Annotated in this window: 28 protein-coding genes and 3 riboswitches; of the genes, 23 read left to right on the top strand and 5 right to left on the bottom strand. The window is 49.3% G+C overall.

Annotation, left to right across the window (positions count from 1 at the left end; genetic code table 11):
- The first annotated feature begins 246 nt into the window (after window positions 1-246).
- From KNQ14_RS00310 to KNQ14_RS00335, 6 genes are all read left to right on the top strand, one after another.
- A complete protein-coding gene (locus KNQ14_RS00310) occupies window positions 247-1,842 on the top strand; it encodes a CTP synthase (RefSeq protein ID WP_023469561.1) in 1,596 nt (531 codons plus the stop codon).
- A gap of 132 nt (window positions 1,843-1,974) precedes the next feature.
- On the top strand, window positions 1,975-2,682 hold the full coding sequence (locus KNQ14_RS00315) for a GntR family transcriptional regulator (protein ID WP_023469560.1): 708 nt from the start codon (window positions 1,975-1,977) through the stop codon (window positions 2,680-2,682).
- Window positions 2,683-2,833: 151 nt separating this feature from the next.
- Window positions 2,834-3,178: a PTS lactose/cellobiose transporter subunit IIA gene (locus tag KNQ14_RS00320; protein WP_214859188.1), complete on the top strand. Its 345-nt coding sequence runs from the start codon at window positions 2,834-2,836 to the stop codon at window positions 3,176-3,178.
- A complete protein-coding gene (locus tag KNQ14_RS00325) occupies window positions 3,178-3,486 on the top strand; it encodes a PTS sugar transporter subunit IIB (protein ID WP_055969344.1) in 309 nt (102 codons plus the stop codon). The genes KNQ14_RS00320 and KNQ14_RS00325 overlap by 1 nt, the downstream gene beginning before the upstream one ends.
- 12 nt (window positions 3,487-3,498) lie before the next feature.
- Window positions 3,499-4,905, top strand: coding sequence for a GH1 family beta-glucosidase (locus KNQ14_RS00330; protein WP_214859190.1), 1,407 nt, complete (start codon window positions 3,499-3,501; stop codon window positions 4,903-4,905).
- Window positions 4,906-4,917: 12 nt separating this feature from the next.
- Window positions 4,918-6,240: a PTS sugar transporter subunit IIC gene (locus KNQ14_RS00335; RefSeq protein WP_023469556.1), complete on the top strand. Its 1,323-nt coding sequence runs from the start codon at window positions 4,918-4,920 to the stop codon at window positions 6,238-6,240.
- A gap of 136 nt (window positions 6,241-6,376) precedes the next feature.
- Here KNQ14_RS00335 and KNQ14_RS00340 read toward each other — a convergent pair whose 3' ends face one another.
- Window positions 6,377-6,886 carry a DUF2529 family protein gene (locus KNQ14_RS00340; protein WP_035395788.1) on the bottom strand — a complete coding sequence of 170 codons (510 nt, stop codon included), beginning with the start codon at window positions 6,884-6,886 and terminating at the stop codon, window positions 6,377-6,379.
- A 94-nt stretch (window positions 6,887-6,980) separates the two neighbouring features.
- Here KNQ14_RS00340 and KNQ14_RS00345 point away from each other — a divergent pair, with 94 nt between their 5' ends.
- From KNQ14_RS00345 to glpX, 5 genes are all read left to right on the top strand, one after another.
- A complete protein-coding gene (locus tag KNQ14_RS00345; protein ID WP_035395791.1) occupies window positions 6,981-7,355 on the top strand; it encodes a response regulator in 375 nt (124 codons plus the stop codon).
- Window positions 7,356-7,487: 132 nt separating this feature from the next.
- Window positions 7,488-8,342: a class II fructose-1,6-bisphosphate aldolase gene (gene fba, locus KNQ14_RS00350; RefSeq protein ID WP_023469553.1), complete on the top strand. Its 855-nt coding sequence runs from the start codon at window positions 7,488-7,490 to the stop codon at window positions 8,340-8,342.
- A gap of 154 nt (window positions 8,343-8,496) precedes the next feature.
- Window positions 8,497-9,144, top strand: a complete 648-nt coding sequence (gene fsa / locus KNQ14_RS00355) for a fructose-6-phosphate aldolase (protein ID WP_023469552.1) — start codon at window positions 8,497-8,499, stop codon at window positions 9,142-9,144.
- 28 nt (window positions 9,145-9,172) lie between these two features.
- The gene (murA, locus tag KNQ14_RS00360) at window positions 9,173-10,420 is read left to right on the top strand and encodes a UDP-N-acetylglucosamine 1-carboxyvinyltransferase (protein WP_023469551.1); all 1,248 of its coding nucleotides are present in this window, start codon (window positions 9,173-9,175) and stop codon (window positions 10,418-10,420) included.
- A 32-nt stretch (window positions 10,421-10,452) separates the two neighbouring features.
- A complete protein-coding gene (gene glpX, locus KNQ14_RS00365) occupies window positions 10,453-11,418 on the top strand; it encodes a class II fructose-bisphosphatase (RefSeq protein ID WP_035395794.1) in 966 nt (321 codons plus the stop codon).
- A gap of 276 nt (window positions 11,419-11,694) precedes the next feature.
- On the opposite strand, the gene KNQ14_RS00370 is transcribed toward glpX, so the two are convergent.
- Together KNQ14_RS00370 and KNQ14_RS00375 are read right to left on the bottom strand one after the other, a co-directional pair.
- A complete protein-coding gene (locus KNQ14_RS00370; protein WP_214859192.1) occupies window positions 11,695-12,462 on the bottom strand; it encodes an SDR family NAD(P)-dependent oxidoreductase in 768 nt (255 codons plus the stop codon).
- A 76-nt stretch (window positions 12,463-12,538) separates the two neighbouring features.
- Complete coding sequence (locus tag KNQ14_RS00375) at window positions 12,539-13,216, bottom strand: C40 family peptidase (RefSeq protein WP_087681534.1); 678 nt, start codon at window positions 13,214-13,216, stop codon at window positions 12,539-12,541.
- Between the two features lie 354 nt (window positions 13,217-13,570).
- Between KNQ14_RS00375 and rho the strand changes: the two genes are divergently transcribed.
- Both rho and KNQ14_RS00385 read left to right on the top strand, forming a co-directional pair.
- Entirely contained in the window at window positions 13,571-14,944 is a 1,374-nt protein-coding gene (gene rho / locus KNQ14_RS00380; protein ID WP_214859194.1) for a transcription termination factor Rho, read from the top strand.
- 91 nt (window positions 14,945-15,035) lie between these two features.
- Window positions 15,036-15,281: a type B 50S ribosomal protein L31 gene (locus KNQ14_RS00385; RefSeq protein ID WP_023469546.1), complete on the top strand. Its 246-nt coding sequence runs from the start codon at window positions 15,036-15,038 to the stop codon at window positions 15,279-15,281.
- 36 nt (window positions 15,282-15,317) lie between these two features.
- On the opposite strand, the gene KNQ14_RS00390 is transcribed toward KNQ14_RS00385, so the two are convergent.
- The gene (locus KNQ14_RS00390) at window positions 15,318-15,968 is read right to left on the bottom strand and encodes a DedA family protein (protein ID WP_055969335.1); all 651 of its coding nucleotides are present in this window, start codon (window positions 15,966-15,968) and stop codon (window positions 15,318-15,320) included.
- Between the two features lie 183 nt (window positions 15,969-16,151).
- On the opposite strand from KNQ14_RS00390, the gene KNQ14_RS00395 reads away from it, so the two are divergent.
- Window positions 16,152-16,766 carry a thymidine kinase gene (locus tag KNQ14_RS00395; RefSeq protein WP_041255579.1) on the top strand — a complete coding sequence of 205 codons (615 nt, stop codon included), beginning with the start codon at window positions 16,152-16,154 and terminating at the stop codon, window positions 16,764-16,766.
- 81 nt (window positions 16,767-16,847) lie between these two features.
- Here KNQ14_RS00395 and KNQ14_RS00400 read toward each other — a convergent pair whose 3' ends face one another.
- Window positions 16,848-17,606: an alpha/beta hydrolase gene (locus KNQ14_RS00400; protein ID WP_035395806.1), complete on the bottom strand. Its 759-nt coding sequence runs from the start codon at window positions 17,604-17,606 to the stop codon at window positions 16,848-16,850.
- Window positions 17,607-17,673: 67 nt separating this feature from the next.
- A riboswitch (SAM riboswitch) is annotated at window positions 17,674-17,775 on the bottom strand.
- Window positions 17,776-18,024: 249 nt separating this feature from the next.
- A riboswitch (SAM riboswitch) is annotated at window positions 18,025-18,128 on the top strand.
- Window positions 18,129-18,214: 86 nt separating this feature from the next.
- Here KNQ14_RS00400 and KNQ14_RS00405 point away from each other — a divergent pair.
- The 9 genes from KNQ14_RS00405 (at window position 18,215) to KNQ14_RS00445 (ending at window position 26,767) form a co-directional block, all read left to right on the top strand.
- The gene (locus tag KNQ14_RS00405; RefSeq protein ID WP_214859196.1) at window positions 18,215-19,243 is read left to right on the top strand and encodes a methionine ABC transporter ATP-binding protein; all 1,029 of its coding nucleotides are present in this window, start codon (window positions 18,215-18,217) and stop codon (window positions 19,241-19,243) included.
- A complete protein-coding gene (locus KNQ14_RS00410; RefSeq protein ID WP_023469541.1) occupies window positions 19,233-19,883 on the top strand; it encodes a methionine ABC transporter permease in 651 nt (216 codons plus the stop codon). Before KNQ14_RS00405 ends, KNQ14_RS00410 begins: the two co-directional genes overlap by 11 nt.
- A gap of 19 nt (window positions 19,884-19,902) precedes the next feature.
- Entirely contained in the window at window positions 19,903-20,721 is an 819-nt protein-coding gene (locus tag KNQ14_RS00415) for a MetQ/NlpA family ABC transporter substrate-binding protein (protein ID WP_023469540.1), read from the top strand.
- 22 nt (window positions 20,722-20,743) lie between these two features.
- Window positions 20,744-21,949: a M20 family metallopeptidase gene (locus KNQ14_RS00420; protein WP_023469539.1), complete on the top strand. Its 1,206-nt coding sequence runs from the start codon at window positions 20,744-20,746 to the stop codon at window positions 21,947-21,949.
- Between the two features lie 183 nt (window positions 21,950-22,132).
- Window positions 22,133-22,277: riboswitch (FMN riboswitch) on the top strand.
- Window positions 22,278-22,436: 159 nt separating this feature from the next.
- Entirely contained in the window at window positions 22,437-23,477 is a 1,041-nt protein-coding gene (gene ribD / locus KNQ14_RS00425) for a bifunctional diaminohydroxyphosphoribosylaminopyrimidine deaminase/5-amino-6-(5-phosphoribosylamino)uracil reductase RibD (RefSeq protein ID WP_214859198.1), read from the top strand.
- Window positions 23,462-24,088 (top strand): riboflavin synthase, encoded by a 627-nt coding sequence (gene ribE / locus KNQ14_RS00430; protein ID WP_035395815.1) that lies wholly within the window; start codon window positions 23,462-23,464, stop codon window positions 24,086-24,088. The genes ribD and ribE overlap by 16 nt, the downstream gene beginning before the upstream one ends.
- Window positions 24,088-25,278 carry a bifunctional 3,4-dihydroxy-2-butanone-4-phosphate synthase/GTP cyclohydrolase II gene (locus KNQ14_RS00435; RefSeq protein ID WP_023469536.1) on the top strand — a complete coding sequence of 397 codons (1,191 nt, stop codon included), beginning with the start codon at window positions 24,088-24,090 and terminating at the stop codon, window positions 25,276-25,278. Before ribE ends, KNQ14_RS00435 begins: the two co-directional genes overlap by 1 nt.
- A complete protein-coding gene (gene ribH / locus KNQ14_RS00440) occupies window positions 25,275-25,733 on the top strand; it encodes a 6,7-dimethyl-8-ribityllumazine synthase (RefSeq protein WP_035395821.1) in 459 nt (152 codons plus the stop codon). The genes KNQ14_RS00435 and ribH overlap by 4 nt, the downstream gene beginning before the upstream one ends.
- Before the next feature lie 212 nt (window positions 25,734-25,945).
- A complete protein-coding gene (locus KNQ14_RS00445; RefSeq protein WP_214859200.1) occupies window positions 25,946-26,767 on the top strand; it encodes a DUF6612 family protein in 822 nt (273 codons plus the stop codon).
- The last annotated feature ends 13 nt before the right edge of the window (window positions 26,768-26,780 follow it).

Consider the following 26,780-nt stretch of genomic DNA (forward strand, 5'->3'; position numbering starts at 1 on the left):
CTGCTATTTCCCTATAGAAATGGCAGTTTTTTCGTTGACGGCTGACGAACGAGCACGGAAATTTTTCTTTGAAAAATTAGGCTTGACGAAGTTTTCCGAATGACGTAAGTTAGTCATGGGCTTCTTTAAGCAACGTGCTTATTTCAGCAAAAGTGTCTCCTATTCCAATGGGGGCACTTTTGCTTTTTTGTTTTTACCACCTCTGTATTGTTGAGATGTGAATTAGAGAAGGGAGCAATATTTAACATGACAAAGTATATTTTCGTAACAGGTGGCGTCGTATCGTCACTCGGTAAAGGGATCACCGCTGCATCGCTCGCTCGTCTCTTGAAAAACCGTGGCCTCAATGTCACGATCCAAAAATTCGATCCGTACATCAACATCGACCCAGGTACGATGAGCCCGTATCAACACGGGGAAGTGTTCGTCACGGATGATGGCGCGGAGACAGACCTTGACCTTGGTCACTACGAGCGTTTCATCGACATCAACTTGAGCCAGAACGCGAACGTCACGTCTGGACGTATCTACTCGACGATCCTCAAGAAGGAACGCCGTGGCGACTACAACGGTGGAACGGTCCAAGTCATTCCGCACATCACGAACGAAATCAAGGATCGCGTCTTCCGTGCTGGAAAAGAAACGGGCGCTGACGTCGTCATCACAGAGATTGGTGGAACAGTAGGGGATATTGAATCGCTTCCGTTCATCGAAGCCATTCGTCAGGTGAAAAACGATATCGGGAAAGAAAACGTCATGTACGTTCACTGTACGCTCGTTCCGTATCTTGCAGCGGCAGGTGAGCTCAAGACGAAACCGACACAACACAGTGTCAAAGAACTCCGTAGCTACGGTATTCAACCAGACATCATCGTCTTACGTGCGGAGCACCCAGTCCCACAAGAGATGAAAGATAAAATCGCTCTCTTCTGTGACACACGTCCGGAAGCAGTCATCGAAGCACAAGATGCATCGACACTCTATGAAGTACCACTCAACTTACAACGCCAAGGCATGGACCAACTCGTCTGTGACTACTTCAAGTTCGATACGCCAGCTGCTGACATGACGGCTTGGAAACAACTCGTTCACACAGTGACGCACCTCGAGAAGACGACGAAGATCGCACTCGTCGGAAAATACGTCGAATTGCGCGATGCGTACATTTCGGTCGCGGAAGCATTGAAACACGCTGGATTCGCCTTCAACAGTGACATCGAAATCGACTGGATCAACGCAGAAGACGTGACACGCGAAAACGTCAACGAATTACTTGGTTCAGCAGACGGAATCCTCGTTCCTGGTGGATTCGGAGAACGCGGTATCGAAGGGAAAATCGAAGCGACACGTTTCGCACGTGAGAACAACGTACCGTTCTTCGGTATCTGTCTCGGGATGCAACTCGCGACAGTCGAATTCGCACGTAACGTCCTCAACCTTGAAGGCGCACACTCAGCGGAAATCGACCCAGCGACACCATACCCGATCATCGACTTGTTGCCAGAACAAAAAGACATCGAGGACCTCGGTGGTACACTCCGTCTCGGACTCTACCCATGTAAACTCGAAGATGGAACGAAAGCACGTGCCGCGTACTCAAGCGAGCTCGTCTACGAACGTCACCGTCACCGTTATGAGTTCGGTAACGAATTCCGCGAGCAGTTCGAAGCAAACGGCATGGTCTTCTCAGGTACGAGCCCAGACGGTCGTCTCGTTGAGATCATCGAAATTCCAGAACACAAATGGTTCGTCGCGTGTCAATTCCACCCAGAATTGATCTCGCGTCCAGAACGTCCACAAGCACTTTTCCATGACTTCATCCAAGCTTCACTTGGTGAATAAGTCATGTTCAAATAGACCTGTCTTCTTCAAGAAGACGGGTTTATTTTCATTTATTCCTATCGTCAAAATACATATCTGCTATAATGGTAGCGGATTCATTCCTACAAATTTTAGATAGAGGGGGGAATATCATTGATTCCGAAGTATAAACATGTCGCTGAACAAATCGAGATCGAGATCAATGAGCACGTCTATCAACATACGAACAAACTGTTGACGGAAGACGAATACGCCCAAAAATTCGATGTCAGCCGGAACACGATCCGGAAGGCGATCGAGATTCTTGTCAATAAAGGATACGTTTACCAAGTGCAAGGGAGCGGTGTCTTCGTCCGCGATCATTATAAGAGTGATTACGTTAATCTCGAAAAGCTACAAGGATTGACGAGCGACTTCAGTGGACGGAAGGTCGAGACGCGCGTTCTCGCTTTCGAACAGACGAAGGCAGACGAAGAGGTCGCGGAACGCATGAAATGTCCGGTCGGTACACCGGTCTATTACGTCAAACGACTGCGTCTCGTCGATGATCACCCGTTTTCGATCGAAGCGTCTTATTTCCGAAAAAATCTCGTCATGTATCTCGATGAGAACATCGTTCAAAAATCGATCTATACGTATTTACGCAACGATCAAAATCTATCGATCGGATTTGCGGATCGCGTCATCTATGCGGATTACTTGAATAGCAGTGACGCGGAGTTGCTTGGATTAAAAGAGAACGATCCATCCTTACTCGTCGATAATACGGTCTATTTGACGAATGGGAAGATCTTCGACGTCTCACGGGCGACGCATCATTTCCGACATGTGAAGATGCTGAAAGTCTCGAATATTAAATAAGAAGGAAACACACGAAGCGAATTTCGTGTGTTTTTTTATTTAAATTTTTTAAAAAGAAAGGGTTTACACGTTATGAAAGCGCATGCTATTATCGAACTGTAGAATTTGTACCTATGAATTTAAGTTATCCATACAACAAAGGAGAGACAGCATGACTTCTGAAACGATTGAAATTACCCCGGAAGATATTTTTGGATTGATCGCCTTGTCGGGCGACGCCAAAGCAAGCTACCACCAAGCAATGTTAATGATGCAAGAAGGTAAAGTCGAAGAGGCACAAGCTGCCGTTACAGAAGGTGACGCGACACTCAAGGATGCCCATAGCATTCAGACGAAATTCGTCACACTCGAAGCACAAGGCAAGACAGCAACCGTTGGCGTCCTGATGGTACACGCGCAGGATCACCTCATGAACACGATCCTCGTCAAGGAAATGCTCGGATATATGATGAACATGCAAAACGAAATCAACCAATTGAAGGGAATGGATCAATAATGATGAAAATCGGACTCTTTTGTGCGGCAGGTATGTCGACGAGTATGTTAGTAGAAAAAATGAAAGCGGTTGCCTCGGAGCGCGGCTTAGAAGCAGACATCGCAGCATACCCGGAATCAGAGATGGAAACGTACGTCAATGAGCTTGACGTCGCTCTCCTCGGACCACAGGTGAAATACCTTCTTTCGAAAGGAAAACAGATCTGTGAACCAAAAGGTGTGCCGATCGATGTCATCAACACGATTGATTACGGCATGATGAACGGAACGAAAGTACTCGACCAAGCAATCAAACTCGCAAACAAATAAGAGGTGAAGACGATGAAAATGCCAAAAGATTTTCTATTCGGCGCTGCTTCTGCTTCTTATCAAGTAGAGGGTGCTTGGAACGTAGACGGAAAAGGCGTCTCGAACTGGGATGTCTTCTCGAAGATTCCCGGAAAAACGTTTGAAGCGACGAACGGGGATGTCGCAATCGATCATTACCACCGTTACAAAGAAGATATCGGTCTGATGGCCGAGATGGGTCTTGAATCGTATCGCTTCTCGATCTCATGGCCACGCATCTTCCCGAACGGCACAGGTGAAGTGAATGAAAAAGGACTTGAGTTCTATAACAACGTGATCGATGAGTGCCTTAAGCACGGGATCATCCCGTTCGTGACACTTTATCACTGGGATTTACCACAAGTCCTTGAAGAACAAGGTGGCTGGCGTAGTCCTGAAACAGCAGATGCCTTCGTGCGTTTTGCGAAGACTTGTTTCGAAGCGTTCAGCGATCGTGTTCGCAACTGGATTACCTTCAACGAGACGGTCATTTTCTGTTCACTCGGCTACTTGACGGGCGCACACCCACCCGGCATCACAGGCGATGCAAAAGCGTACTTCCAAACGACGCACAACGTCTTCGTCGCTCACGCTCGCGCAGTCGAAGCGTTCAAGGAAGCGGGATATGAAGGAGAAATCGGGATCACCCACGTCTTCAACCCGGCATTCAGCATCGATGAAGCGCCAGAGAACAAACAAGCCGAAGTACATGCGAATGAATACGCGACACACTGGTTCTATGATCCGATTCTAAAAGGTGAGTACCCAGCGTATGTCGTGAAGGATTTAGAAAAGCAGGGCTTGTTGCCGGAATGGACAGAAGAAGAGCTCGATCTCTTGAAACGGACAGCACCGCTGAACGACTTCATCGGACTGAACTACTATTGTCCACAACGTGTCATGAAGAATGATTCGGCGCTCGTCATGGCAGGTGGCCGTGAAAACTCAACCGGACGTCCTGGGAACCCATCGTTCGATGGCGTCTATAAGACAGTCTTGATGGACGATAAAGTCTACACGAAGTGGGGCTGGGAAATCGCACCGGATGCCTTCCTTGAAGGAATGCGGATGCTCCAAGCACGATACGGCGATATCAAAATCTACATCACGGAGAACGGTCTCGGTGACGAGGATCCGATCGTCGGCGAAGAAATCATGGATACACCACGAATCGAGTACATCGAAAGTCATCTTCGCGCCGTCAAGCGTGCTGTCGAAGAGGGCATCAATGTCTCTGGTTATTATGCATGGTCCGTCATCGATCTACTCAGCTGGTTGAACGGATATAAAAAGCAGTACGGATTCATCTATGTCGATCATGCGAATGGTCTGGCACGGAAGAAGAAACAGTCGTTCCATTGGTATCAGGAAATCATCGCGACACGTGCTGCTGAACTATAAGGAGGAGTCGGAATGAACCGATTAGAAACCGTATTTGAAAAAGTCACTCCTGCCTTCGCACGATTCGCGAACGCCAAGCCTGTCCTTGCGATCAAGGACGGCTTCATCTTAACGATGCCGATGACGATCATCGGCTCGTTATTCCTACTGATTCTTGCGTTACCAATCCCAGGCTGGGAGAAGTTCATGACGGGCCTATTCGGTGCCGACTGGACATTACCGCTGACGCAGGTCGTCGGTGCGACGTTTGATATCCTCGCATTGATTGGTGTCTTCGGTATTGCCTACTCCTATGTAAAAAACGAGAAGATCGAAGGGGTTCCAGCCGGGATACTTGGAATCATCGCTTTCTTGATCATCACACAATCATCCGTTCTGTCGAAGTCAGGGGAAGTCGTCACGGGTGTCGTACCGAAAGTATGGACGGGCGGACAAGGGGTCCTTGCCTCGATCGTCGTCGGACTCGTCGTTGGTTTCATCTACTCGCAGTTCATCAAGCGGGGCATCCGAATTAAGATGCCAGACGGTGTACCGCCGGGCGTTTCAAACTCGTTCTCGGCACTCATTCCGGGACTCGCGATCATTACATTGTCTGTCGTCACGTTTGCTGTCTTCCAAGCATTCGCTGACCGGACGTTCACGGAAGTCGTCTACGACGTCTTGCAAGCACCGATTCAGAATTTGACGGATACGCTCGCAGGAGCAGTCTTGATCATGATCTTGATGTCTGTCATGTGGTGGTGCGGGATTCACGGCGCAGCGATCATCATGGGAATCATGGGACCGTTGCTGACAGCGAACGCTTTACAAAACCAAGCGATCATCGACTCCGGAAAAGAACTTGTCGTCGGTGACAACGCGAAGATCGTTACGATTCAGTTCCTCGATGTCTTTACGAAGCTCGGTGGAACAGGGATTACGGTCGGATTCATCATCGCGACATTGATCGTTGCTCGCTCTGCTCACTTGAAGCAACTCGGGAAGCTATCACTTGCGCCAAGTTTGTTCAACATCAACGAACCGGTCATCTTCGGGATGCCGATCGTCTTCAACCCGATCATGTTCGTTCCGTTCGTCATCGTACCAGCGATTGCATCCTTCATGGTCTACTTCTCGATCCTCTGGGGTTGGGTCGAACCATTTAATGCGCTTCAAGTACCATGGACGACACCACCCGTCATCTCTGGCTTCTTGATCAGCGGCTGGCAGGGTGCCTTGCTCCAGCTGGCGACGATTGCGATGTCGGTCGCAATCTATCTACCGTTCGTTCGGATGCAGGATCAGCTGTCTTACGGCGAAGAACTAAAAGCACAAGAAGAACATGCTTCGGCATGATCAAAAAAGGAAGCGCGAATGGCGCTTCCTTTTTGTATAACGGTCATTGACGGTTTCGCTTTGATTCAATGAAGATCGTAAACTTAGTCAGACGCAGACACGTATCCAGTGAGCTTTATATTATAGAAGAAAAACGTCAATCCCACTCTTCCGTCATCTCTTGGAGTTGCGTCAAGATATGCGTCAAGAGGAACGCGCAAAGGGCAAGACTCGGCAGTCCGTGACGTGAACCGTCCTCTGCCGGAAGCAATCCTTTATTGAACTTCAATGCAAGCGGAGCAATCGAACGCTCGAGCGTTTCCGTCACGTCACTGAGTGTGACAATCGCATAAGGCGTATGCCATGCGTCGTAACGGGCAAGAGAAGCGAGGAGATCCGAACGTTCCGTATCCGGCGTGAAGATTAAGACACGATCGACAGCGTGCAAGGTCTTTCGATCCTTGATCTTCGTAACGCGTTTCATCTGGTCTGGTCCTTCTGAGAGCATCGGATAGAGTCCTTCACATTCGCCGTAAGCGTCGACGTAGACCGTGCCTTCTCCGACGAGCGCTTGTGCGAGTAGACGGACGACATCGAATAGTTCGTCTTCCTGTTTTGCGAGCGTTTGCAATTTTCCGTTGAATTGTGTAGCTAAGATTTTCATCATTTTTCTTCATCCTTTCTATGTTTCTCTCAAGGACAGTATAAAGCAAGTTTTGCTTTAGTGTAGAATGGAAATAACTAGAGGGGGAGTGGCAGAGATGAAAGGCAGATTGTTGATCGTCGAGGATGAGCCGGGAATCAGGAACTTACTTGCACAATTGTTCCGGGCAGAAGGGTACGAAACGGACGTCGCCGTCGATGGAGAGGAAGCGATCGTCTACTTACAGGAAACGGCATACGATCTATTGTTGATGGATGTCAACATGCCGGGGCGGACCGGGATCGAGGTATTGCGTCATCAGGACCGGATCGGACGACGCGTCCGGACGATTTTAATGACGGCACTCGGTGAAAAAGAAGCGATGGAAGAAGCGAAACGATTAGGGGTTGTCGCCTTCTTCGGAAAGCCATTTGACATCTTTGAATTAAAAAAAGAAGTGACTGTGCAAATTTCTCACGATGTAAGCGGTTAATCTTTCACGTCGCCGTCACAAACCAAAAAACCGAGCGAAATGCTGTACGTTCCGATGAATCAGTATGTTATAATCAGTCTGAAATTGCACGAGTTCGTGTAAGCAGCGATCAAAACAGAGGAGGATGTCATTATGCCATTAGTATCTATGACAGACATGTTAAACAAAGCTCTCGAAGGTAAGTATGCAGTAGGTCAATTCAACATCAACAACCTCGAGTGGACACAAGCGATTCTCGGTGCGGCTCAAGAAGAGCAGTCACCAGTCATCCTTGGAGTATCTGAAGGTGCAGCACGCCACATGGGCGGATTCTACACTGTCGTGAAAATGGTTGAAGGTCTTGTACACGACATGAAAATCACAGTTCCAGTTGCAATCCACCTCGACCACGGTTCGAGCGTTGAGAAATGTAAAGAAGCGATCGACGCTGGATTTACATCTGTCATGATCGATGATTCGCACAGCCCGATCGACACAAACATCGAAACAACAAAAGCAGTTGTTGAATACGCTCACTCTAAAGGCGTTTCAGTAGAAGCGGAAGTTGGCACAGTTGGCGGACAAGAAGACGACGTCATCGGTGATGTCATGTACGCGAAACTTGACGAGTGTGTACGCATCGTCAAAGAAACTGGAATCGACACGCTTGCTCCTGCACTCGGTTCTGTTCACGGACCATACAAAGGTGAACCAAACCTCGGATTCAAAGAGATGGAAGAAATCCGTGATGCGACAAACCTCCCACTCGTTCTTCACGGTGGAACTGGAATTCCGACACACGATATCGAAAAAGCGATCTCACTCGGAACTTCAAAAATCAACGTTAACACAGAGAACCAAATCTCATTCGCGAAAGTCGTTCGTGAAGTGTTAGCTGAGAAACCAGAAGCATATGACCCACGCGTATTCATCGCACCAGGTCGTGAAGCAATCAAACAAACTGTCATCGGTAAGATGCGTGAGTTCGGTTCAAGCAACAAAGCTTAATCGACTCCTCTTTAAAGTGCGGTAGACTTCGGTCTACCGTGCTTTTTTCATATCATGTGAACATATATTCAATGGAAAACAGTAGGACTTCTCGTGAAAAAAACCTATAATAGAGTCGTAAGCGATTTCAAGGGATGAAAGGGGAACGAGAAAGATGAGATTTTTCATTGACACAGCAAACGTAGAAGACATCAAGAAAGCACATAAAATGGGGATTTTAGATGGTGTCACGACGAATCCGTCGCTCGTCGCTAAGGAAGGCGTCGATTTCCATACACGACTTCGTGAAATCTGTGAAATCGTCGGGGACGTCTCTGTTAGCGCTGAAGTCATCGCGCTCGATGCAGAAGGAATGATTCGTGAAGGGAAGGAACTTGCCCAAATTGCACCGAACATTACGGTTAAGGTTCCAATGACTCCGGCCGGACTCGAAGCAGTCGCAGCCCTTTCAAAAGAGAAGATCACGACGAACGTCACATTGATCTTCAATCCGAACCAAGCGTTACTCGCAGCCCGTGCTGGTGCGACATACGTATCACCATTCCTCGGTCGTCTAGATGACATCGGGCAAGATGGAATGGGGCTCGTCGAGACGATTGCTCAAATTTTCGTCGTACATGATATTCCGACACAGATCATCGCGGCATCGGTCCGGAACCCGGTTCACGTCACGAACGCTGCTCTTGCGGGCGCAGACATCGCGACGATTCCGTTCTCGGTCATCGAGTCACTCACACACCACCCACTCACGACGCAAGGGATCGAAAAGTTCCTCGCGGACTGGGAAAAAACGCAGCAATAATCGTAGCGAAGAGAAAGGTTGATGGAACGTGGACATTTTGCATATCGTAGGGCAACAACGCCTAGAAGGAACCGTATCAATCAGTGGTTCGAAGCAAAGCGCCATCCCGTGTCTTGCTGCAGCCCTCCTGACGGATCAGACGGTCGTTCTTGAAGGCGTGCCGGAGATTGGCGACGTCGCGACGATGATCGAGATTTTGGAGACGCTCGGCGCGGTCGTGACACGTCAAGGCGATATGGTGACGATTGATCCAAGCCGGGTCGAATCGATGCCGTTGACTGGTGCGGAGACGCGCAAGTTACGCGGATCGATCTACCTCATGAGCGTTCTGGCAGCCAGATTCAAACAAGGAGTCGTCGGTCTTCCTGGAGGTTATGCCATCGGACCACGACCGATCGATTTACACATCAAAGCACTAGAGCGTCTAGGTGTTTCTGTACGTAACGAGCAAGGCGTCCATTACATGCGCGTCGATCGTCTCGTCGGCAACCGGATTTACCTCGATCTCCCGTCTTTCGGAGCGACGATCAGTGCCTTACTCGTCGCTGTCTTCGCTGAAGGAACGACTGTCATCGAAAACGCCGCCTACGACCCGGAAGTCATCGACGTCAGTACGATGTTGACGAACATGGGGGCAAGCGTCAAAGGGGCAGGAACGGACGAGATTCGAATCAAGGGCGTATCGCAACTAAGTGGTTGCCGGCATACCTTGATTCCGGACCGAATGGAGGCAGGAACGTTTTTGACGATGGGGGCGGCACTTGGACGCGTCACCGTCGATAACGTCATTCCGCTTCATCTCGAGAGCGTCATCCAAAAACTCGAGCGGTACGGTGCGTTGATCGAAGCAACGGATGATTCCGTCACGGCGACGTTTCAGGAGACGAAGCCGGTCGATATTCGTGTCTTCCACTACGGTGGATTCCCGAGCGACTTACAGCCTGTCATCTCGGCAGCGTTGCTGCAAGCAAAAGGAGCGAGTATCGTCGTTGATAAGTTGTATCCGCAGCGTTTCCGGCATGTGCAGGAGTTACGACGCTTGAATGCTCGAATCACGCATGAAGACGCCTCAATCATCATTCGTGGTGGCGAATCCTTACTTGGTACGGAAATCGAGGCACCGGACCCACGCGGTGGCGCAGCACTTGTCTTGGCGGGACTTCTCGCTTCAGGGGAGACGACGCTGCACCATGCAGAAGTGCTTGACCAGAGTTACGAACGATTTGATCAGAAGTTGAAGGAACTTGGCGCCCTCGTATGGCGTGAAACGATTTGACCGATTTGTAACAAGGGAGAGGGGACATACACATGGAGAGAAGTCTATCAATGGAACTGGTACGCGTCACGGAGGCGGCAGCACTCGCCTCTGCACGCTGGATGGGAAAAGGATTGAAGAATGAAGCGGATGATGCGGCAACAAGCGCGATGCGTGATGTCTTCGATACGATTCCGATGAAAGGAACCGTCGTCATCGGGGAAGGCGAGATGGATGAAGCACCGATGCTTTACATTGGAGAAAAGCTAGGAAATGGGTATGGACCACGACTCGACGTCGCTGTCGATCCGCTGGAAGGAACGAACATCGTCGCAAAAGGAACATGGGGCGCACTTGCTGTTCTCGCGGTCGCGGATGCAGGAGATTTACTTCATGCACCGGACATGTACATGGATAAGATCGCAGTCGGTCCGGAAGCGGCAGGACACATCAGTCTGGATGCGACGATCGAAGAAAACATCGCAGCCGTAGCGAAGGCGAAGAACAAAGAAATCGAAGACGTCGTCGTCTCGATTCTGGATCGCGAACGTCATGAAGAAATCATTCAACGGATTCGGGCAACAGGGGCGCGGATTCGCTTGATCGGTGACGGTGACGTCGCTGCTGCGATCAACACGGCGTTCCCGCATACGGGGATTGATATCCTGCTCGGTTCAGGTGGTGCACCGGAAGGCGTTCTTGCTGCCGTTGCCTTGAAATGCCTCGGTGGTGAGCTCCAAGGACGCTTGTTACCAGCAGACGATGCCGAGGTCGAGCGTTGCAAGAAGATGGGCATTGAAGATCCATCGAAGATCCTTATGATGGATGATCTCGTTTCAGGAGACGATTGTATCTTTGCTGCGACAGGCGTCACGGACAGTGAGTTGATGAAAGGTGTTCAGTTCACGGCACAAGGCGGTCAGACACACTCTGTGGTCATGCGTGCAAAATCCGGAACGGTGCGTTTCGTCGAAGGTATTCACTCGTTCAAGAAGAAACCGAAGCTTGTCATTAAGTAAAACAGACTGACTCCTCAAAAAGGACGTCTGAATCCATACAAAAAGAGTTGGCGTTGCGGATAATTTCCGGAAGGCCAACTCTTTTTTGATGATGTTTAAAACTGATAACGTTCATATCCTCACTTTCCTCAGGCGGGAGGTAAGCCGCGACATCTCGCAACTTATGCGAAATGTCGGGTCTTACCTTACCCTGACGGAAACGTTGAACTCGTTTCCTTTTCCTGTAGGAGTTGAGGATGAACGTCATAAATATTGAAATAATGAACATTATAACTATCACCGCGGACGCTGAACTTCTCCTGCTTGTCGGGTGACGTACCGACGCGGTAGAAAACGCGTCGAAAAGATATACCAGGCATTGCCAAAGCCAGGAACGATGAACGTTTTCCCCTTCATATAGCTACGGTAAGCGATACGCGCAACCGTCGGAGCATCCATGACGCCAGGTCGCAAGAACAAGCGTGACTGTTCAAGATTTGCTGCTGATTCGAAGCCGGTATGGGTCGCGCCTGGACAGACAACGCTGACTTGAATCCCGTCTTGTGCGAGTTCTTCCGTCAAGCCTTCCGAGAAATGAAGGACATAGGCTTTTGTCGCGTAGTAGACACTCAGCCATGGACCACCTTCAAACGCAGCCGTTGATGCGAGATGGACGATACGTCCTTTGATTCCCTGTGCTTTCATGCGAGAGGCATAGACCTTCGTTACGTGTGTTAATGCTTCGATATTCAAGGCAATCATCCGGGACTCGTCTTCGAACGAGGTCTCAAGGAAAGAACCAAAGACGCCGATCCCGGCGTTGTTGATGACGCAGTCGACCGGAATCTGTTCCGTTGCCCGAAATAGTGCGAGACGATGCGTCGGCTGCGTTAAGTCATACGGAAAGACGGTTGCCGTTCCCCCGAGTCGCTCGACATGGAACTTCGTTTCGAAGAGTGCTGTCGCATCGCGTCCGACGAGCAAGACGTGATCCCCTTGCTTGGCATGCAGATAAGCAAATTCACGACCAAGACCTCTTGAAGCACCTGTGATTAAGACATGCATCCGATTTCCTCCTCCTGTAATCGATTCGATGAAAAAAAGCGATCGAGCCAATGCTCAACCGCTTTGAGATGATGAATTATAGGTAAGATCCTGCGCCGACAAGGCGTGAACCCCAGTACCCTGATTTGAAGCTTGAGTATTTAACGCCGCCCGTTTCTGAGTTGACCATGCTTGACTTGCTTGTTGCGATCCCAACGTGTTGAATGCCGCTACCGTGTGAGAAGAAGACAAGATCTCCTGGCTGTACTTTAGAAACGCTGACTTTCTTAGAAGAAGAATATTGTGAAGAAGACGTACGTGGTAATGTTTTACCAGCCGCTTTCTTGTAGACGTAGCTTGTGAAACCAGAGCAGTCGAATCCACGAGTCGTCGTTCCGCCCCATACATATGGTGTACCTTTATGTTTTGCTGCTTCGCTTAGGATTTTAGTCCGTTTAGAAGATGTGCTCGTTGTTTTTTTAGCGCTTGAAGATGATTTGTATGTCTTTGTGTACTGTGAGTAGACATAGCGTGTTTTACCGCCGTATGAGATTTTTGTCCAGCTGCCTGACTTGCCTTTATATGTAAAGACTTGACCAGCGTTGACTTTCCCGACGATGCTTGCTTTCGTAGAAGGTGCTGTCCGAACACGAAGACCGTTGTCCGTGATCTTGACTTTCGTGACTGTTGCTGCTTCAACTTTACCTGTACCCACTGATGTAAAACCTGAAACCACTAAGGCTGCTGTCGCGATCGATGCTAGAAAACGTTTCATGTTAAGAATTCCTCCGTTTGATGTAGTGTGTTGCGTCCGTAAGTTATATGATGAAATCATTAAGTGTTTGGTTAAGCAGTGAACCTTACAACTGTGTAAGAATTTTGTCTGCAGGAATATCTTAGCATGCGCACACTTGAAAACGTTTTTTCAGTTAGAAGACAAAACAGATGTTTTTGTAACATAACTGAAATAATATCCTCGAATATTACAAAGTAAGAAACGCAAAGGATTGTTGACGACGAATTCAAAAAAATATGATACCTTTAGTTCACGAATAAAATTACATACCTCCTGATGTATGTATGGAAGTATGCTGAATGCAGTTGAATTTATAAAGAATAGGTGAAGAACATGCCAACAACTGATAAAAAAGATAAACCAGAACGTTCCTATACACTGGCTCAATTGAGCCAACTGACATTAAAAGAACTTTATGAAATCGCAAAGACGAAAAATGTCCCACAATACCGAGAAGCCCGTAAACGCGAGTTGATGTTCAAGATTTTAAAAGCACAGGCTGAATCGACTGGTCTTTATTTCCTCGAAGGGGTACTCGAAGTCATCCCTGGCAATCCACAAATGCAAAACGATGGTGGCTTTGGCTTCCTTCGTCCTATCAATTATTCCCAATCCTCTGAAGATATTTATATCGCAGCATCTCAAATCCGACGCTTTAATCTACGTAATGGTGATGTCGTCACAGGTAAAGTCCGTCCACCGAAGGAAAACGAACGGTTCCAAGGGTTACTTAGCGTGGAAGCCGTTAACGGTGAAGCACCGGATACTGCCCGTAACCGTTTATTCTTCCCGGCACTGACACCAATTTATCCGGACCAATTGATGCGACTTGAGACAGAACCACGCCATCTATCCGTTCGTGTCATGGATATGATCGCACCGGTTGGATTTGGTCAACGTGGTTTGATCGTCGCACCGCCAAAAGCAGGGAAGACGTCACTCCTCAAAGAAATCGCAAACTCGATTCAGGAGAATCATCCGGATGTCGAACTAATCATTCTCTTGATTGATGAGCGACCTGAGGAAGTAACGGACATTGAGCGTTCGGTTCCAGGAGCAGACGTCGTCAGCTCGACGTTTGACGAAACACCGGACAACCACGTCCGAATTTCTGAACTGGTCCTCGAACGGGCGATGCGGCTCGTCGAACACAAGAAGGATGTCGTCATCTTGATGGATTCGATCACGCGTCTAACACGGGCTTATAACTTAACGGTACCGCAAAGTGGTCGGACGCTCTCTGGCGGAATTGATCCGGCTGCGTTCCATAAGCCAAAACGGTTCTTTGGTGCAGCGCGAAACATCGAACACGGTGGTAGTTTGACGATTCTTGCGACAGCACTCGTCGAGACAGGATCGCGCATGGATGACGTCATCTATGAGGAATTCAAAGGAACTGGCAACATGGAACTGCATCTTGATCGTAAGTTGTCAGAGCGTCGAATCTTCCCAGCGATCGACATTCGGAAGTCCGGTACACGGAAGGAAGAACTGTTGCTTCCGAAAGAGCAGCTTGATGCGCTTTGGGCGATTCGCCGGACGATGAACGAGTCGAACGAGTTCGTCGATACGTTCCTGCGTAAGATTCGTGATACGAAAAATAATGAAGAATTTTTCGTCGAACTCGAGAAAGAACAGAAGAAGGCGGTCCGACGCGCGCCAGCTAAACCACGTACCGTCAAGAAGGAAACGACGACAGAAAAATAACTATTGCGACGCATAAAAAAATCGTTTAGTATAGGAAGGTAACTTACTCTGGCTCAGCAAATGAACCAGGGCGGAAGGAGAGAAATCAACCATGAAACAAGGAATTCACCCTAACTACAACAAAGTAGTATTTATGGATTCAACGACTGAGTACAAATTCTTAAGCGGTTCTACTCGTTCTTCGAACGAAACGATCACTTGGGAAGATGGTAACGAGTACCCACTCATCCGTGTGGATGTGTCTTCAGACTCGCACCCATTCTACACAGGTCGTCAAAAGTTCAACGCGGCAGATGGTCGTGTCGATCGCTTCAACAAAAAATACGGCCGCAAGTAATTACTTGTCGGTTCTTAAAAAAACAGCCTGCCTCCATTACGGAAGCAGGCTGTTTTTGTATAGACTGAATTGTGAACGATACGCGAGATACGTCTTCAAGACGAACGAGAAGGCGATTCCGCCAGCAATCCCGATTAAATAGGGCATGACTTCCGGATGTGCCAAGACATAGTCCATGACTTTATGGAACGAGAGATGGCGGCCGACGAAATAACCGGCGCCTAAGAACACGCTGATCCAAATCAAGGCACCTGTATATGCATAACTCGCAAAAACGCGAAACGGCATTTTTGAGACGCCTGCAAAAAAGGCAGAGAGTTGGCGGAGACCAGGTATGTAGTAACCGATGATCAAGACCGATTTTCCGTAACGACGAAATCCGGCTTCAGCGGAAAGAATATGTTTTTCTGAGATACGCATTTTCGGTCCAACGCGGTGTAGTAGTGGCATACCGAGTTTTAATCCGAGTAAATAGCTGATCGTCATCCCGATGCAACTGCCGGCGTAAGCGGCGAGAATCGTACCGACGAGTGGTAGATTGCCTTGATGCATCCAAAATCCGGACAAAACGAGCAGGGTCTCATCAGGAACCGGCAATCCCACGATACCACCTGCGAGAAGGACGGAGAGACCAAGGGCACCATATTGGTGCAGGATGTCATGTAAGAGATGATGAATCGGGGACACCTTCTTTCGTGAGAATCTTCTTCTTCAGTGTACAGGAAATAGGGGGCAGTTGGAATGAAAGGACAAAAATTCTAGGGAAAGAAAAAATGAATTTTGATTTCCGGAAGTCAACCCTTTTTCTCGATACCGTTTCGAGCTATACTCGTTAAAGTGACTATTTTTAGAGGACGGTGTCGGACGATGATGCATGTAATAAATCAGTACGGCTGGATCGAAGTAATTTGTGGCAGTATGTTTTCCGGGAAATCGGAAGAGTTGATTCGTCGTGTCAGACGGGCGCAGTACGGCAAACTGCCCGTGCAAGTATTCAAGCCAGCAATCGACGACCGGTACCATGAAGAGCATGTCGTCTCTCACGTTGGCAACTCTGTCGTAGCGATTCCGATGGCGACGAGTCGTGATCTCTACGCGGCAGTAGCAGAAGAAACACAAATCGTTGGCATTGATGAAGTTCAATTCTTTGATGATGAGATCGTACAAGTCATCGAAGCACTCGCACAAGACGGAAAACGCGTCATTTGTGCAGGCCTTGATCAAGATTTCCGGGCAGAGCCATTCGGGAAAATGCCTGAATTACTGGCGCGTGCAGAATTCGTGACGAAGCTACAAGCGATCTGTCTTTCATGTGGGGATCCGGCTTCCCGGACACAACGTTTGATTGACGGGAAACCAGCGAACTACGATGATCCGATCATCCTAGTCGGAGCGTCGGAATCGTATGAGCCACGTTGCCGTCATTGCCATGAGGTACCTGGAAAACCGAAGCCGCTCCAATCGGTGCAGCACCAAGAAAATTAAAAAAAGACGTACCGATGATGGTCGTCCTTTGATGTAGCAGCTATTTGCTTCCATATGGAAACGAATAGCTGTTTTTTTGATTCAGCCTGTTTCTTGCGAAAACTGACACGATTGTTCGATAAAGCGAATCGTCTCACGAACAATCAAATCCTGATCATGATCGAGTGTCGCAACGTGATACGAGTTCAGTAAACAGTAGCTTCGTTTATCATTTGTTCCGATGTGCTGGTGCAGATAATCCGAGCTCGAAGGTGGAACGACGTGATCGGTCGCTGAGTAAAGAATCAATGTCGGTAGAAGGATCGATCCAAGGCGTCCTTTTGTTTCATCCATTAGGCGAACAAGTTCGAACGCACAACGGCTCGGAACAAGATCATAGATGATTTCAAAGGCTGCTCGCTTAATGTCCGGTGCGCCTTCCGGTAAATACTCTGGACCGTCCTCGAACGAAAGTGATTCATAGGATGGAACGGAGAGTGCGGCATTGATCGTAATGATGCCGGCAAACGGAATCCCGTCAGCGGCGAGCGACAGCGCAAGCGTCGCACCCATCGATTGACCGATGACGAAGACTTGATCGCATGTTTCTTGTAAACGTTCATAGCCGTCTTGCAGGCTTTGCTTCCAACATCGAGCAGTCGATTGTTCGAACTCGCGGACGTTCGTTCCATGTCCACGTAAGCGCGGGGCATAGACGGTAAAACCTTCAGCAGCGAATGCCTCACCGACGTCCCGGACACTTTGCGGAGTGGCGTTAAAACCATGACAGATTAGAATGCCGATCGATCCACCTTGAAAATAAAACGCTTCAGCACCAGTCAATACAGGATAGTTCATCATTACTATTTTTCCTCCATTCATGAAAAAAACTCGTCGACGTCACTGCTTGGACGCCCACGAGTTTTTCACCGTATCATCCAAAGCCGCGCTTTGCTGGTCGGAGCACCTTACAAATTGCAGGTTGCCGTGAAGTCATAGAGCCAGGTCTCTCGTTCACTCTTGATAAATATCATATTGGAATTGTCGGAATAATCATTGAAACGATGGTAGCACGACCAAAAATGACTTGTCAAATCTTTCTTGACGAATCGTGATCCGTTCATTAAGCTAATTCATAACTTGTAAATCCATCGATATGCGCCAAATGGATTATTTTTGCAAAGTTGGTTGACTTTTAAAGTTTCGACCCGTAATGTAAAAATTAGTTTTACGACATAAGCAACAACGCAACAACACACATACGAATTTCATACCGCAATACTTATCCAGAGAGGTGGAGGGACTGGCCCTACGAAACCTCGGCAACAGACTCATTATGAGCACTGTGCCAATTCCATCAGACAGATGTCTGAGAGATGAGTGGAGTGGATTCTGCCACTGTGCGGATCCAGGTCTCTTCTTGTTTCTCAAGAAGGGACCTTTTTTGTTGAATGAAGGGGGAAAACGGAATGATTGCATTTCATCAAGTCAAAAAAACGTACGTCACGAAAGATCAGACGATTGCAGCGCTCGACGGTGTCGACCTGACGATCGAGAAAGGCGAAATCTTTGGTGTCATCGGCTTTAGCGGTGCCGGGAAAAGTTCACTGCTCCGCTGTGTCAATCTGTTAGAACGACCGACGTCAGGAACGGTGACGGTCGATGGGGAAGATTTAACGCAACTGTCTCCGAAAAAATTACGCCAAGCAAAACAACGGATTGGAATGATCTTTCAGCACTTCAATCTATTGAATGCGAACACGGTCTTTACGAACGTTGCAAAACCACTCGTTCTCGCAGGCGTCAAGAAAGATGAGATTCGCCGTCGGGTGACGGAGTTGCTCGAATTCGTCGATCTCGCGGACAAGGCGGATCATTATCCAGATCAATTGTCGGGTGGGCAGAAACAGCGCGTTGGTATCGCCCGGGCACTCGCGACGCAACCTTCCGTCCTTTTATGTGACGAAGCGACGTCAGCACTTGATCCCCAGACGACACATCATATTCTTCAGTTATTAAAACGGATCAATGCAGAGTACGGGATCACGATTCTTTTGATTACCCACGAGATGGGCGTCATCCGGGAGATTTGCGATCGTGTAGCCGTCATCGAAGCTGGGAAGCTAATCGAGTCAGGAACGGTCTTTGATGTCTTTTCAAATCCGCAGACCGAGACGGCACGGAACTTTGTACGGTCCGTCATGCATGACGAGATTCCAGCGTCGATTCGTCAGTTGATCGAGTCGCGAAATGCGCATCCAATCTATAAGATTCACTTCCTTGGACATCACACCGGACAACCACTCTTGTCGCAAGTCGCAAAACGCTTCGACGTCGATGTCAATATCCTGCACGGTAGCATCACAGAGTTGCAGGATACGCCGTTCGGCACCTTGCTCGTCGAGTTGATTGGTGAGCCGGCTGAAGTGAAACGAGCGTTACAATACATCGATCAGGCACAGGTGACGGTCGAGGAGGTGCTCGCTGATGCTAGTTAACTACAGTGATATCTGGACAGCATTCTTGCAGACGATGACGATGGTATCCGTTTCGCTCTTGTTCTCGACCTTGATCGGCTTACCACTCGGTATCCTGCTTGTTGTCACGCGAAAAGGAGCGTTACTTGAAAATGTTCCGTTGTTCACGTTCTTCAACAGTATCGTCAATATCTTCCGCTCGATTCCGTTCATCATCCTACTCGTCGCGATCATCCCGTTGACACGGTTGATCGTCCAGACGTCGATCGGAACCGAAGCTGCAATCGTCCCGCTCGTCTTTTACGCTGCACCGTACATGGCGCGTCTGATCGAGAGTTCTTTACTCGAAGTCGATAAAGGCGTTCTTGAAGCAGCAGAAGCGATGGGCGCGACACCGTTTCAAACGATTTTCCGCTTCCTCCTACCGGAAGCACTCGGTTCACTCATCCTGAACTTAACGATCGCGACGGTCGGCTTGATCGGGGCATCGGCGATGGCAGGCGCCATCGGTGGTGGCGGTTTGGGTGACTTAGCAATTACTTACGGCTATCAACGGTTTGATACGAAAGTCATGATCATCACGGTCGGGATTCTCGTCATCTTAGTCCAAGGCTTACAGACGACAGGCAACATCGTCGCACGAAAAATCAGAAGACATTAATCAAGGGAGCGATTCAGTCATGAAAAAAGCAGTAGCAATTGGAGCAACACTCACGACGATTTTATTTGCCGGGTGCGCAGCATCAGGAGAAGACGAAAAGACGATCAAGCTCGGTGTCAGCGGTTCAGACACACAAGTTTGGGATTATGTCGCCAAAAAAGCAGAGAAGGAAGGCATCAAAATCGAACTCGTCAAGTTCTCCGATTATGTCCAGCCGAACATGGCACTGGCTGAGGGTGAGATCGACGCCAATGCCTTCCAGACGATTTCCTACTTCAACGCTTTCAAGAAAGAACATAACTTGAAGCTATCGCCGATTGCGACGACTGTCATCGCACCGATGGGGATCTACTCGGATAAATACAAGGATGTCAAAGATATTCCAAATGGCGGAAAAATCGCTGTTCCGAACGAAGCGACGAACATGGGACGCGCCCTCTTGTTACTGCAAGAAGCAGGTCTGATCAAGCTACCGGACGACTTCGATGGTAACGGTTCGGTCGATAAGATCGTCGAGAATCCGAAGAAGCTGAAAATCGTTCCGATCGTCGCCGGACAAACGCCACGCGTCTTACCGGACGTCGCGGCGTCTATCATCAACAATGGCATCGCGGTTGACGCTGGCTTCAACCCGATCAAGGACTCGATCGTTCATGAGAACGAGACAGCAAAACCATACATCAACATCATCGCGACACGGACGGAAGACAAGAACAAAAAAGAACTGAAAAAAATCGCATCGCTGTATCAACAAAAAGATGTCGCGGCCTTCATCAAAAAAGAATACAAAGGCAGTACGATCCCGACGTTCGTTCCACTGAGCGACATCGGCGAATAATTTCAAAAGGAGAGTGGACAGTATGACGACACCAGTACGCACGACATGGGTAGAGACGATTGAACAGGATATCGAACAAAAACGGGAATCGTATCTTGAGACAAGTCACCGGATTCATGCAACGCCGGAAATCGGGAACGAGGAATTCTTTGCTTCGCGGCTCCATGCGGAGCGTCTAACGGCGGAAGGTTTTACAGTAGAACTCGGCGTCGCGGGGCATGATACCGCGTTCTTCGCGAAGAAATCGAGCGACCGACCAGGCGCAACGATTGCCTTTCTTGCTGAATACGATGCGTTGCCGAGTATTGGTCACGCGTGCGGTCATAATATCATCGGCACGACGAGCGTCGCAGCGGCGATCGCGCTCAGTAAAGTGCTCGATGAAGTCGGCGGGAGTGTCGTTGTCCTTGGAACACCAGCCGAGGAAGGTGGACCGAACGGCAGTGCGAAAGGCAGTTTCGTCAAACATCAGTTACTGGAAGGAATCGATGCAGCCTTGATGGTCCATCCGTCGGGACAAACACGGATCACGGGTTCTTCCCTTGCGGTCGATCCACTCGACTTTGCCTTTACGGGTCGTCCGGCGCACGCAGCGGCGTCACCGGAAGAAGGCATCAACGCCCTCGACGCTGTCATTCAACTCTTCAATGGAATCAATGCCTTACGTCAGCAGTTACCAGACGATGTCCGGATCCACGGGATCATCACGCATGGAGGCGATGCGCCGAACATCATCCCGGAATACGCAAAAGCACGTTTCTTCATCCGGGCAACGACACGGGAACGATTGAATGCCGTCACGGAAAAAGTCAAAGCCGTCGCCCAAGGCGCGGCACTCGCGACTGGGGCGACGCTCGATGTCATCGCCTTCCAAAATGAAGTCGATAACCTCGTCTTCAACCGGACGTTCGACCGTCTGTTCCAAGAAGAAGCAGAGGCGCTCGGCGAAATCGTTCACTTGGACGAACGACCGGGTCTTGGTTCAACGGACGCCGGTAACATCAGTCAAGTCATCCCGACGATCCATCCGTATATCAAGATTGGACCAGATGATCTCGTCGCCCATACGGAAGCATTCAAAGAAGCGGCCCGTTCAGAAGCTGGAGATGAAGCATTGATCACAGGAGCAAAAATCCTCGCCCGGACAGCGCTTCGCGTCCTCGCTGATGAACGGACGCGCGGGGCGATTGCGCAAGAATTCCATGACCGGAAGAATGGTTATTTGTAAGTGGAAAATAACGACTGGACGCACTGCTATCAAGTGCTCCGGTCGTTTTTGAGATGCAGTCGATTACGAATTGGGGACGGGTGACAGAAGTGGAACGAAATCAAAAAAGAGACAAGACAGAAGCATTTGCGCTTTGTTTTCTTGAAAAAGATATGCTAGGCTAAAGTTGTATAACTCAATAATCCAGTTCTTCGGGGTAGGGTGAAAATCCCAACCGGCGGTGATGCGATCAATCGATCGACGAGCCCGCGACCCATGATGTACGCATCATGGCTGACTTGGTGAGATTCCAGGGCCGACGGTAAAGTCCGGATGGGAGAAGAACGAAACGACGCGATTCAAGCTGTTTTCTGAAAAAATGTTTTCAGGAGACGGTCTCTTTCTGCATGAAAAAATGCAGGAAGCGAACCGTGTATTTCGTGAACCCTTCTATACAGACGCCCCTTTTTCAAGGGGCGTCTTTTTTCATTTGAAAGGAGTGAACGCGATGTCACAGATGATGAGTTATGCCATGCAATTAGCACAAATGTTACACGGACAAACAAGTCCGAATCCAAGTGTCGGCTGTGTCATCGTCAAACAAGGACGCATCATCGGCTTCGGTGCACACCGGTTTGCCGGTGGGCCGCACGCAGAAGTCGAAGCCTTACGGATGGCAGGAGAAGCCGCCCGTGGTGCCGATCTCTACGTGACGCTCGAGCCATGCAACCATCACGGCAAGACGCCACCATGCACGGAAGCAATTCTACAAGCAGGAATCAAACGAGTCTTCGTTGCAACGGAAGACAAACATGCGATTGTCGCTGGTTCCGGAATCAAACGGCTACAGGACGCGGGAATCGAAGTCGATGTCGGCTTGTTACGGCATGAGGCAGAAGCCCTTTACACGGTATTCTGGAAGACGATCGAACGAAAACGTCCGACCGTGACCGTCAAAATCGCTCAGACGATGAACGGGATCGCGACGACAGGTGAACAGCGCTGGATCACGTCAGAAGAAGCACGCGCGAACGGTCGTGCCCTGCGTGGACGCCACGATGCCATCCTCGTCGGAAGTGAGACGGTGCTCGTCGATGATCCGGCACTGACGTTACGCGCATCGTCAGGCATCGAGCCGATTCGAGTAATCGTTGATCGCCGGGGGCGGATTCCGGAGACGGCGCAAGTCTTCCGCGATGGTAAAAATCCAACCTACTGGCTGACGAGTGTTCCTCGGATTAGTCACGATCAGGTGACGGTCCTCGTTGGTGAATATGAGACGCCGGAAGCGATTTTGAAACGCTTATACGAACAAGACATCCGTAGTGTCTTGATTGAAGGCGGACCAACGATTCAAGCCGCTTTCCTTGAGGCAGATCTCGTTGACCGAATCGAAGTCTACCAAGCCCCATCGATTTTTGAAGGCGATGCGTGGAATGGTCAACACGATATCGAAGATCGTTTTCAAATCGACCAGGTTGAGACGGTCGGACCGGATCTCCATCTGACGTACATCCGAAAGGAGGAGACGACATGTTCACCGGATTGATTGAAGAAGTCGGAACCTTAAAACGAAAGATCCCGCGACCGAACGGGTTAGCGCTTGAAATTGAGGCGCACCGGGTACTCGAAGGAACGAAGATCGGTGATAGCATCGCCGTCGACGGGATTTGTTTGACGGTCACGTCGATGAGTCCAACCGGTTTCACGGCAGATGCCGTCCATGACACGATCCGTTCAACAGCACTCGGTACGTACCGAGTCGGAAGTCCCTTGCAACTTGAGCGGGCGATGCCGGCAGACGGTCGCTTCGGTGGACATTTCGTTAGTGGACATATCGACGGAACAGCCCGACTGATCAGTCGGCGACCGGATGGAGAAGCGATGGTCTATACGTTTGATGTCGGAGCGTGGCAAAAGTATTGTATTCCGAAAGGCTCGATCGCAATCAACGGCACGAGCCTGACGTTGCAACGCGTCACACCGGAAACGATCTCGATTTCATTGATTCCGCACTCCCGTCAAGTGACGACGTTTGATCGATTGGCAAGCGGTGCAGTCGTCAATATCGAGTGTGACATGATGGCGAAACATCTCTATCATTTCACGCAGCATGAGAAGCAGACGGACTGGGCAGCATTCTTAGGAGGCGACATGTAATGAACGGATTCGACTTGATTGAAGACGCAATAGAAGATTTGAAAAACGGACGACCGATCATCGTCTGTGATGACGAGGATCGTGAGAATGAAGGCGATCTCGTCATGCTCGCGGAACACGCGACACCGGAAAACATCAACTTCATGATTACACATGGAAAAGGACTCGTCTGTGTACCAGTCAGTCCGCGGATCGCACAGCGACTCGAACTTGCTCCGATGACAGCGAATAATACGGACCCGCATGGGACGGCATTCACGCTCAGCATCGATCATGAAGAGGCAAAGACCGGCATCAGTGCCGAGGAACGGTCGCTAACGATTCAGCGGATGCTGACGGATGGACCGGAACGTTTCAAACGACCGGGTCATATCTTCCCGTTGATCGCAAAAGAGGGTGGTGTCCGGGAGCGACGCGGACATACGGAAGCAGGTGTCGATCTTGCCCGTCTTGCCGGTAGCGATGAGATCGCCGTCATCTGTGAAATCATTAAAGAAGATGGCACGATGGCACGGGTCGACGATCTACTTCTCTATAAGGAAGAACACGATTTAAAACTGGTCACGATTGAAGCACTTGTCGCGTATCTCGAGCGTCCATTGACACGTGAAGCAGAAGTATTACTTCCAACGACGTTCGGAGCTTTCCGGATGATTGGCTATACGACGCAAGACGAGAAAGAACATGTCGCTGTCTTATCCGGCGAAGCGCAAGACGGGATGCTCGTCCGTCTACACTCGGAATGCCTGACAGGGGATGTCTTCGGTTCGAAGCGTTGCGATTGTGGACCACAACTCGATGCGGCACTCGAGCGGATCGAACGAGAAGGTGGAGCCGTCTTGTATTTACGTCAGGAAGGACGCGGCATCGGTCTAATGGCGAAGTTAAAAGCGTACGAGTTACAGGAACAAGGACTCGATACGGTCGAAGCGAACCATGCACTCGGTTATCCGACGGACATGCGTGACTACACGGTCGCAGCCAATATGTTGCGCGATCTCGGCGTGACGAAGATCCGCTTGATGACGAACAACCCGGACAAACAACGGGTGCTCGAGCAAGAGGGGATCGAAATCATCGAACGTGTACCCCATCAAGTACCGGCCGAGCCGGAAAATCAGCGTTACCTAAAAACAAAACAAACGAAACTCGGGCACTGGCTCGACATCCAAGGAGGACACACATCATGATCTACGAAGGTTTCTTAACAGGAGAAGGACTACGCGTCGCAATCGTCGCAGCACGTTTTAACGAATTGATCACTTCAAAACTCGTCGGAGGAGCAAACGACGCTTTCCGCCGCCACGGGGTCGCAGCGGATGCTGTCGATACAGCGTGGGTTCCGGGAGCATTCGAAATTCCGCTCGTCGCGGAAAAGTTAGCGAAAAGCGGTAAGTATGACGCCGTCATCACACTCGGTGCCGTCATCCGTGGGGCGACGTCGCACTATGATTATGTCTGTAACGAGGTCGCAAAAGGTGTCGCAAGTGCCTCGCGCGATACAGGCGTGCCGATCATCTTCGGTGTCCTGACGACGGATTCGATCGAGCAAGCAGTCGAACGTGCTGGCACGAAAGCCGGAAACAAAGGCTACGAAGCTGCGGTTTCTGCGATTGAGATGGCGAATCTTTTACGGACGATTTAATTGAATAGAGGCAGGGTGACGGTACATTCCGTCATCCTGTTTTTTTGCGGAAATCTCTTGAAGATTGAATCAAATTTCAAAAAAAGAATCGTTGATTTGAAATTTGAGGATTCAATTTTAAGTAGAACGGTAATGGTCTACTAAAGAAAGTTTGAAACATTTTCCAATGTTTTTCGTAAATCAGGGTAACGCGTATAAAGGAGGAAATGAATATGAAGAAAGCTAGGTGGGTAGCAGCCGGGATCGTTGCAGCATCGATTGGGCTTGCGGGATGTCAAGATGGACAAACAGATACAGGGAGTGGCAGTGGGTCTGGTTCGACGAAGTCGGGGGAACTCTCGAATACGGAATTACTGAATAAAGCGACAGCCGCTCAAAAAGATATTAAATCGTTCCATATGGAAGGGACAGTCAACTCAAAAGCAGGTGAGATGACAGTGGATCAAAAGGTATCCGCCGATATCATCCAGAAGCCGCTTACGATGCACCAGACGATGACAATGAAAAATCCACAGGACGGTAAAGACATGTCGATTGAGAGCTATATCGTCGACGATAAGATGTATATCTCGCAAAACGGACAATGGCTCGTTCAAGATGTCTCGGAACTAGGCGATATGGTTGAAGCAATGGAGTCATTGGCATCGACGGATCAAAATCTCAAGCTGTTGAAAAAGTATAAAGACAACTGGACAGCAAAAAAAGAGGGTGACGTCTATCAAATCGACGTCAAACTAAAGGGTGACGACCTCAAAGCTTTCATGAAGGATTCGCTCGAACAAACAGGACAGATGGCGCAGATGAAAGATGCGATGGATAGCATCGACTATAAGAAGATGAACTACAAGATGACGTATGACGCAAAAACGTTCTATCCGAAGTCTCTCGACATGGACATGGTATTTGCGATTGAAAAAGATACCGAGTTCAATATGAAAAACGCGTCGACGTTCTCGAAATTCAATGAGATTGACGAAATCAAATTACCAGCGGAAGCAAAAGATGCCCAACCGCTCACAGGTGCGACACAATAACGAACAACAAGCC

Source organism: Exiguobacterium sp. s161, assembly GCF_018619045.1.
Lineage (GTDB): Bacteria > Bacillota > Bacilli > Exiguobacteriales > Exiguobacteriaceae > Exiguobacterium_A > Exiguobacterium_A indicum.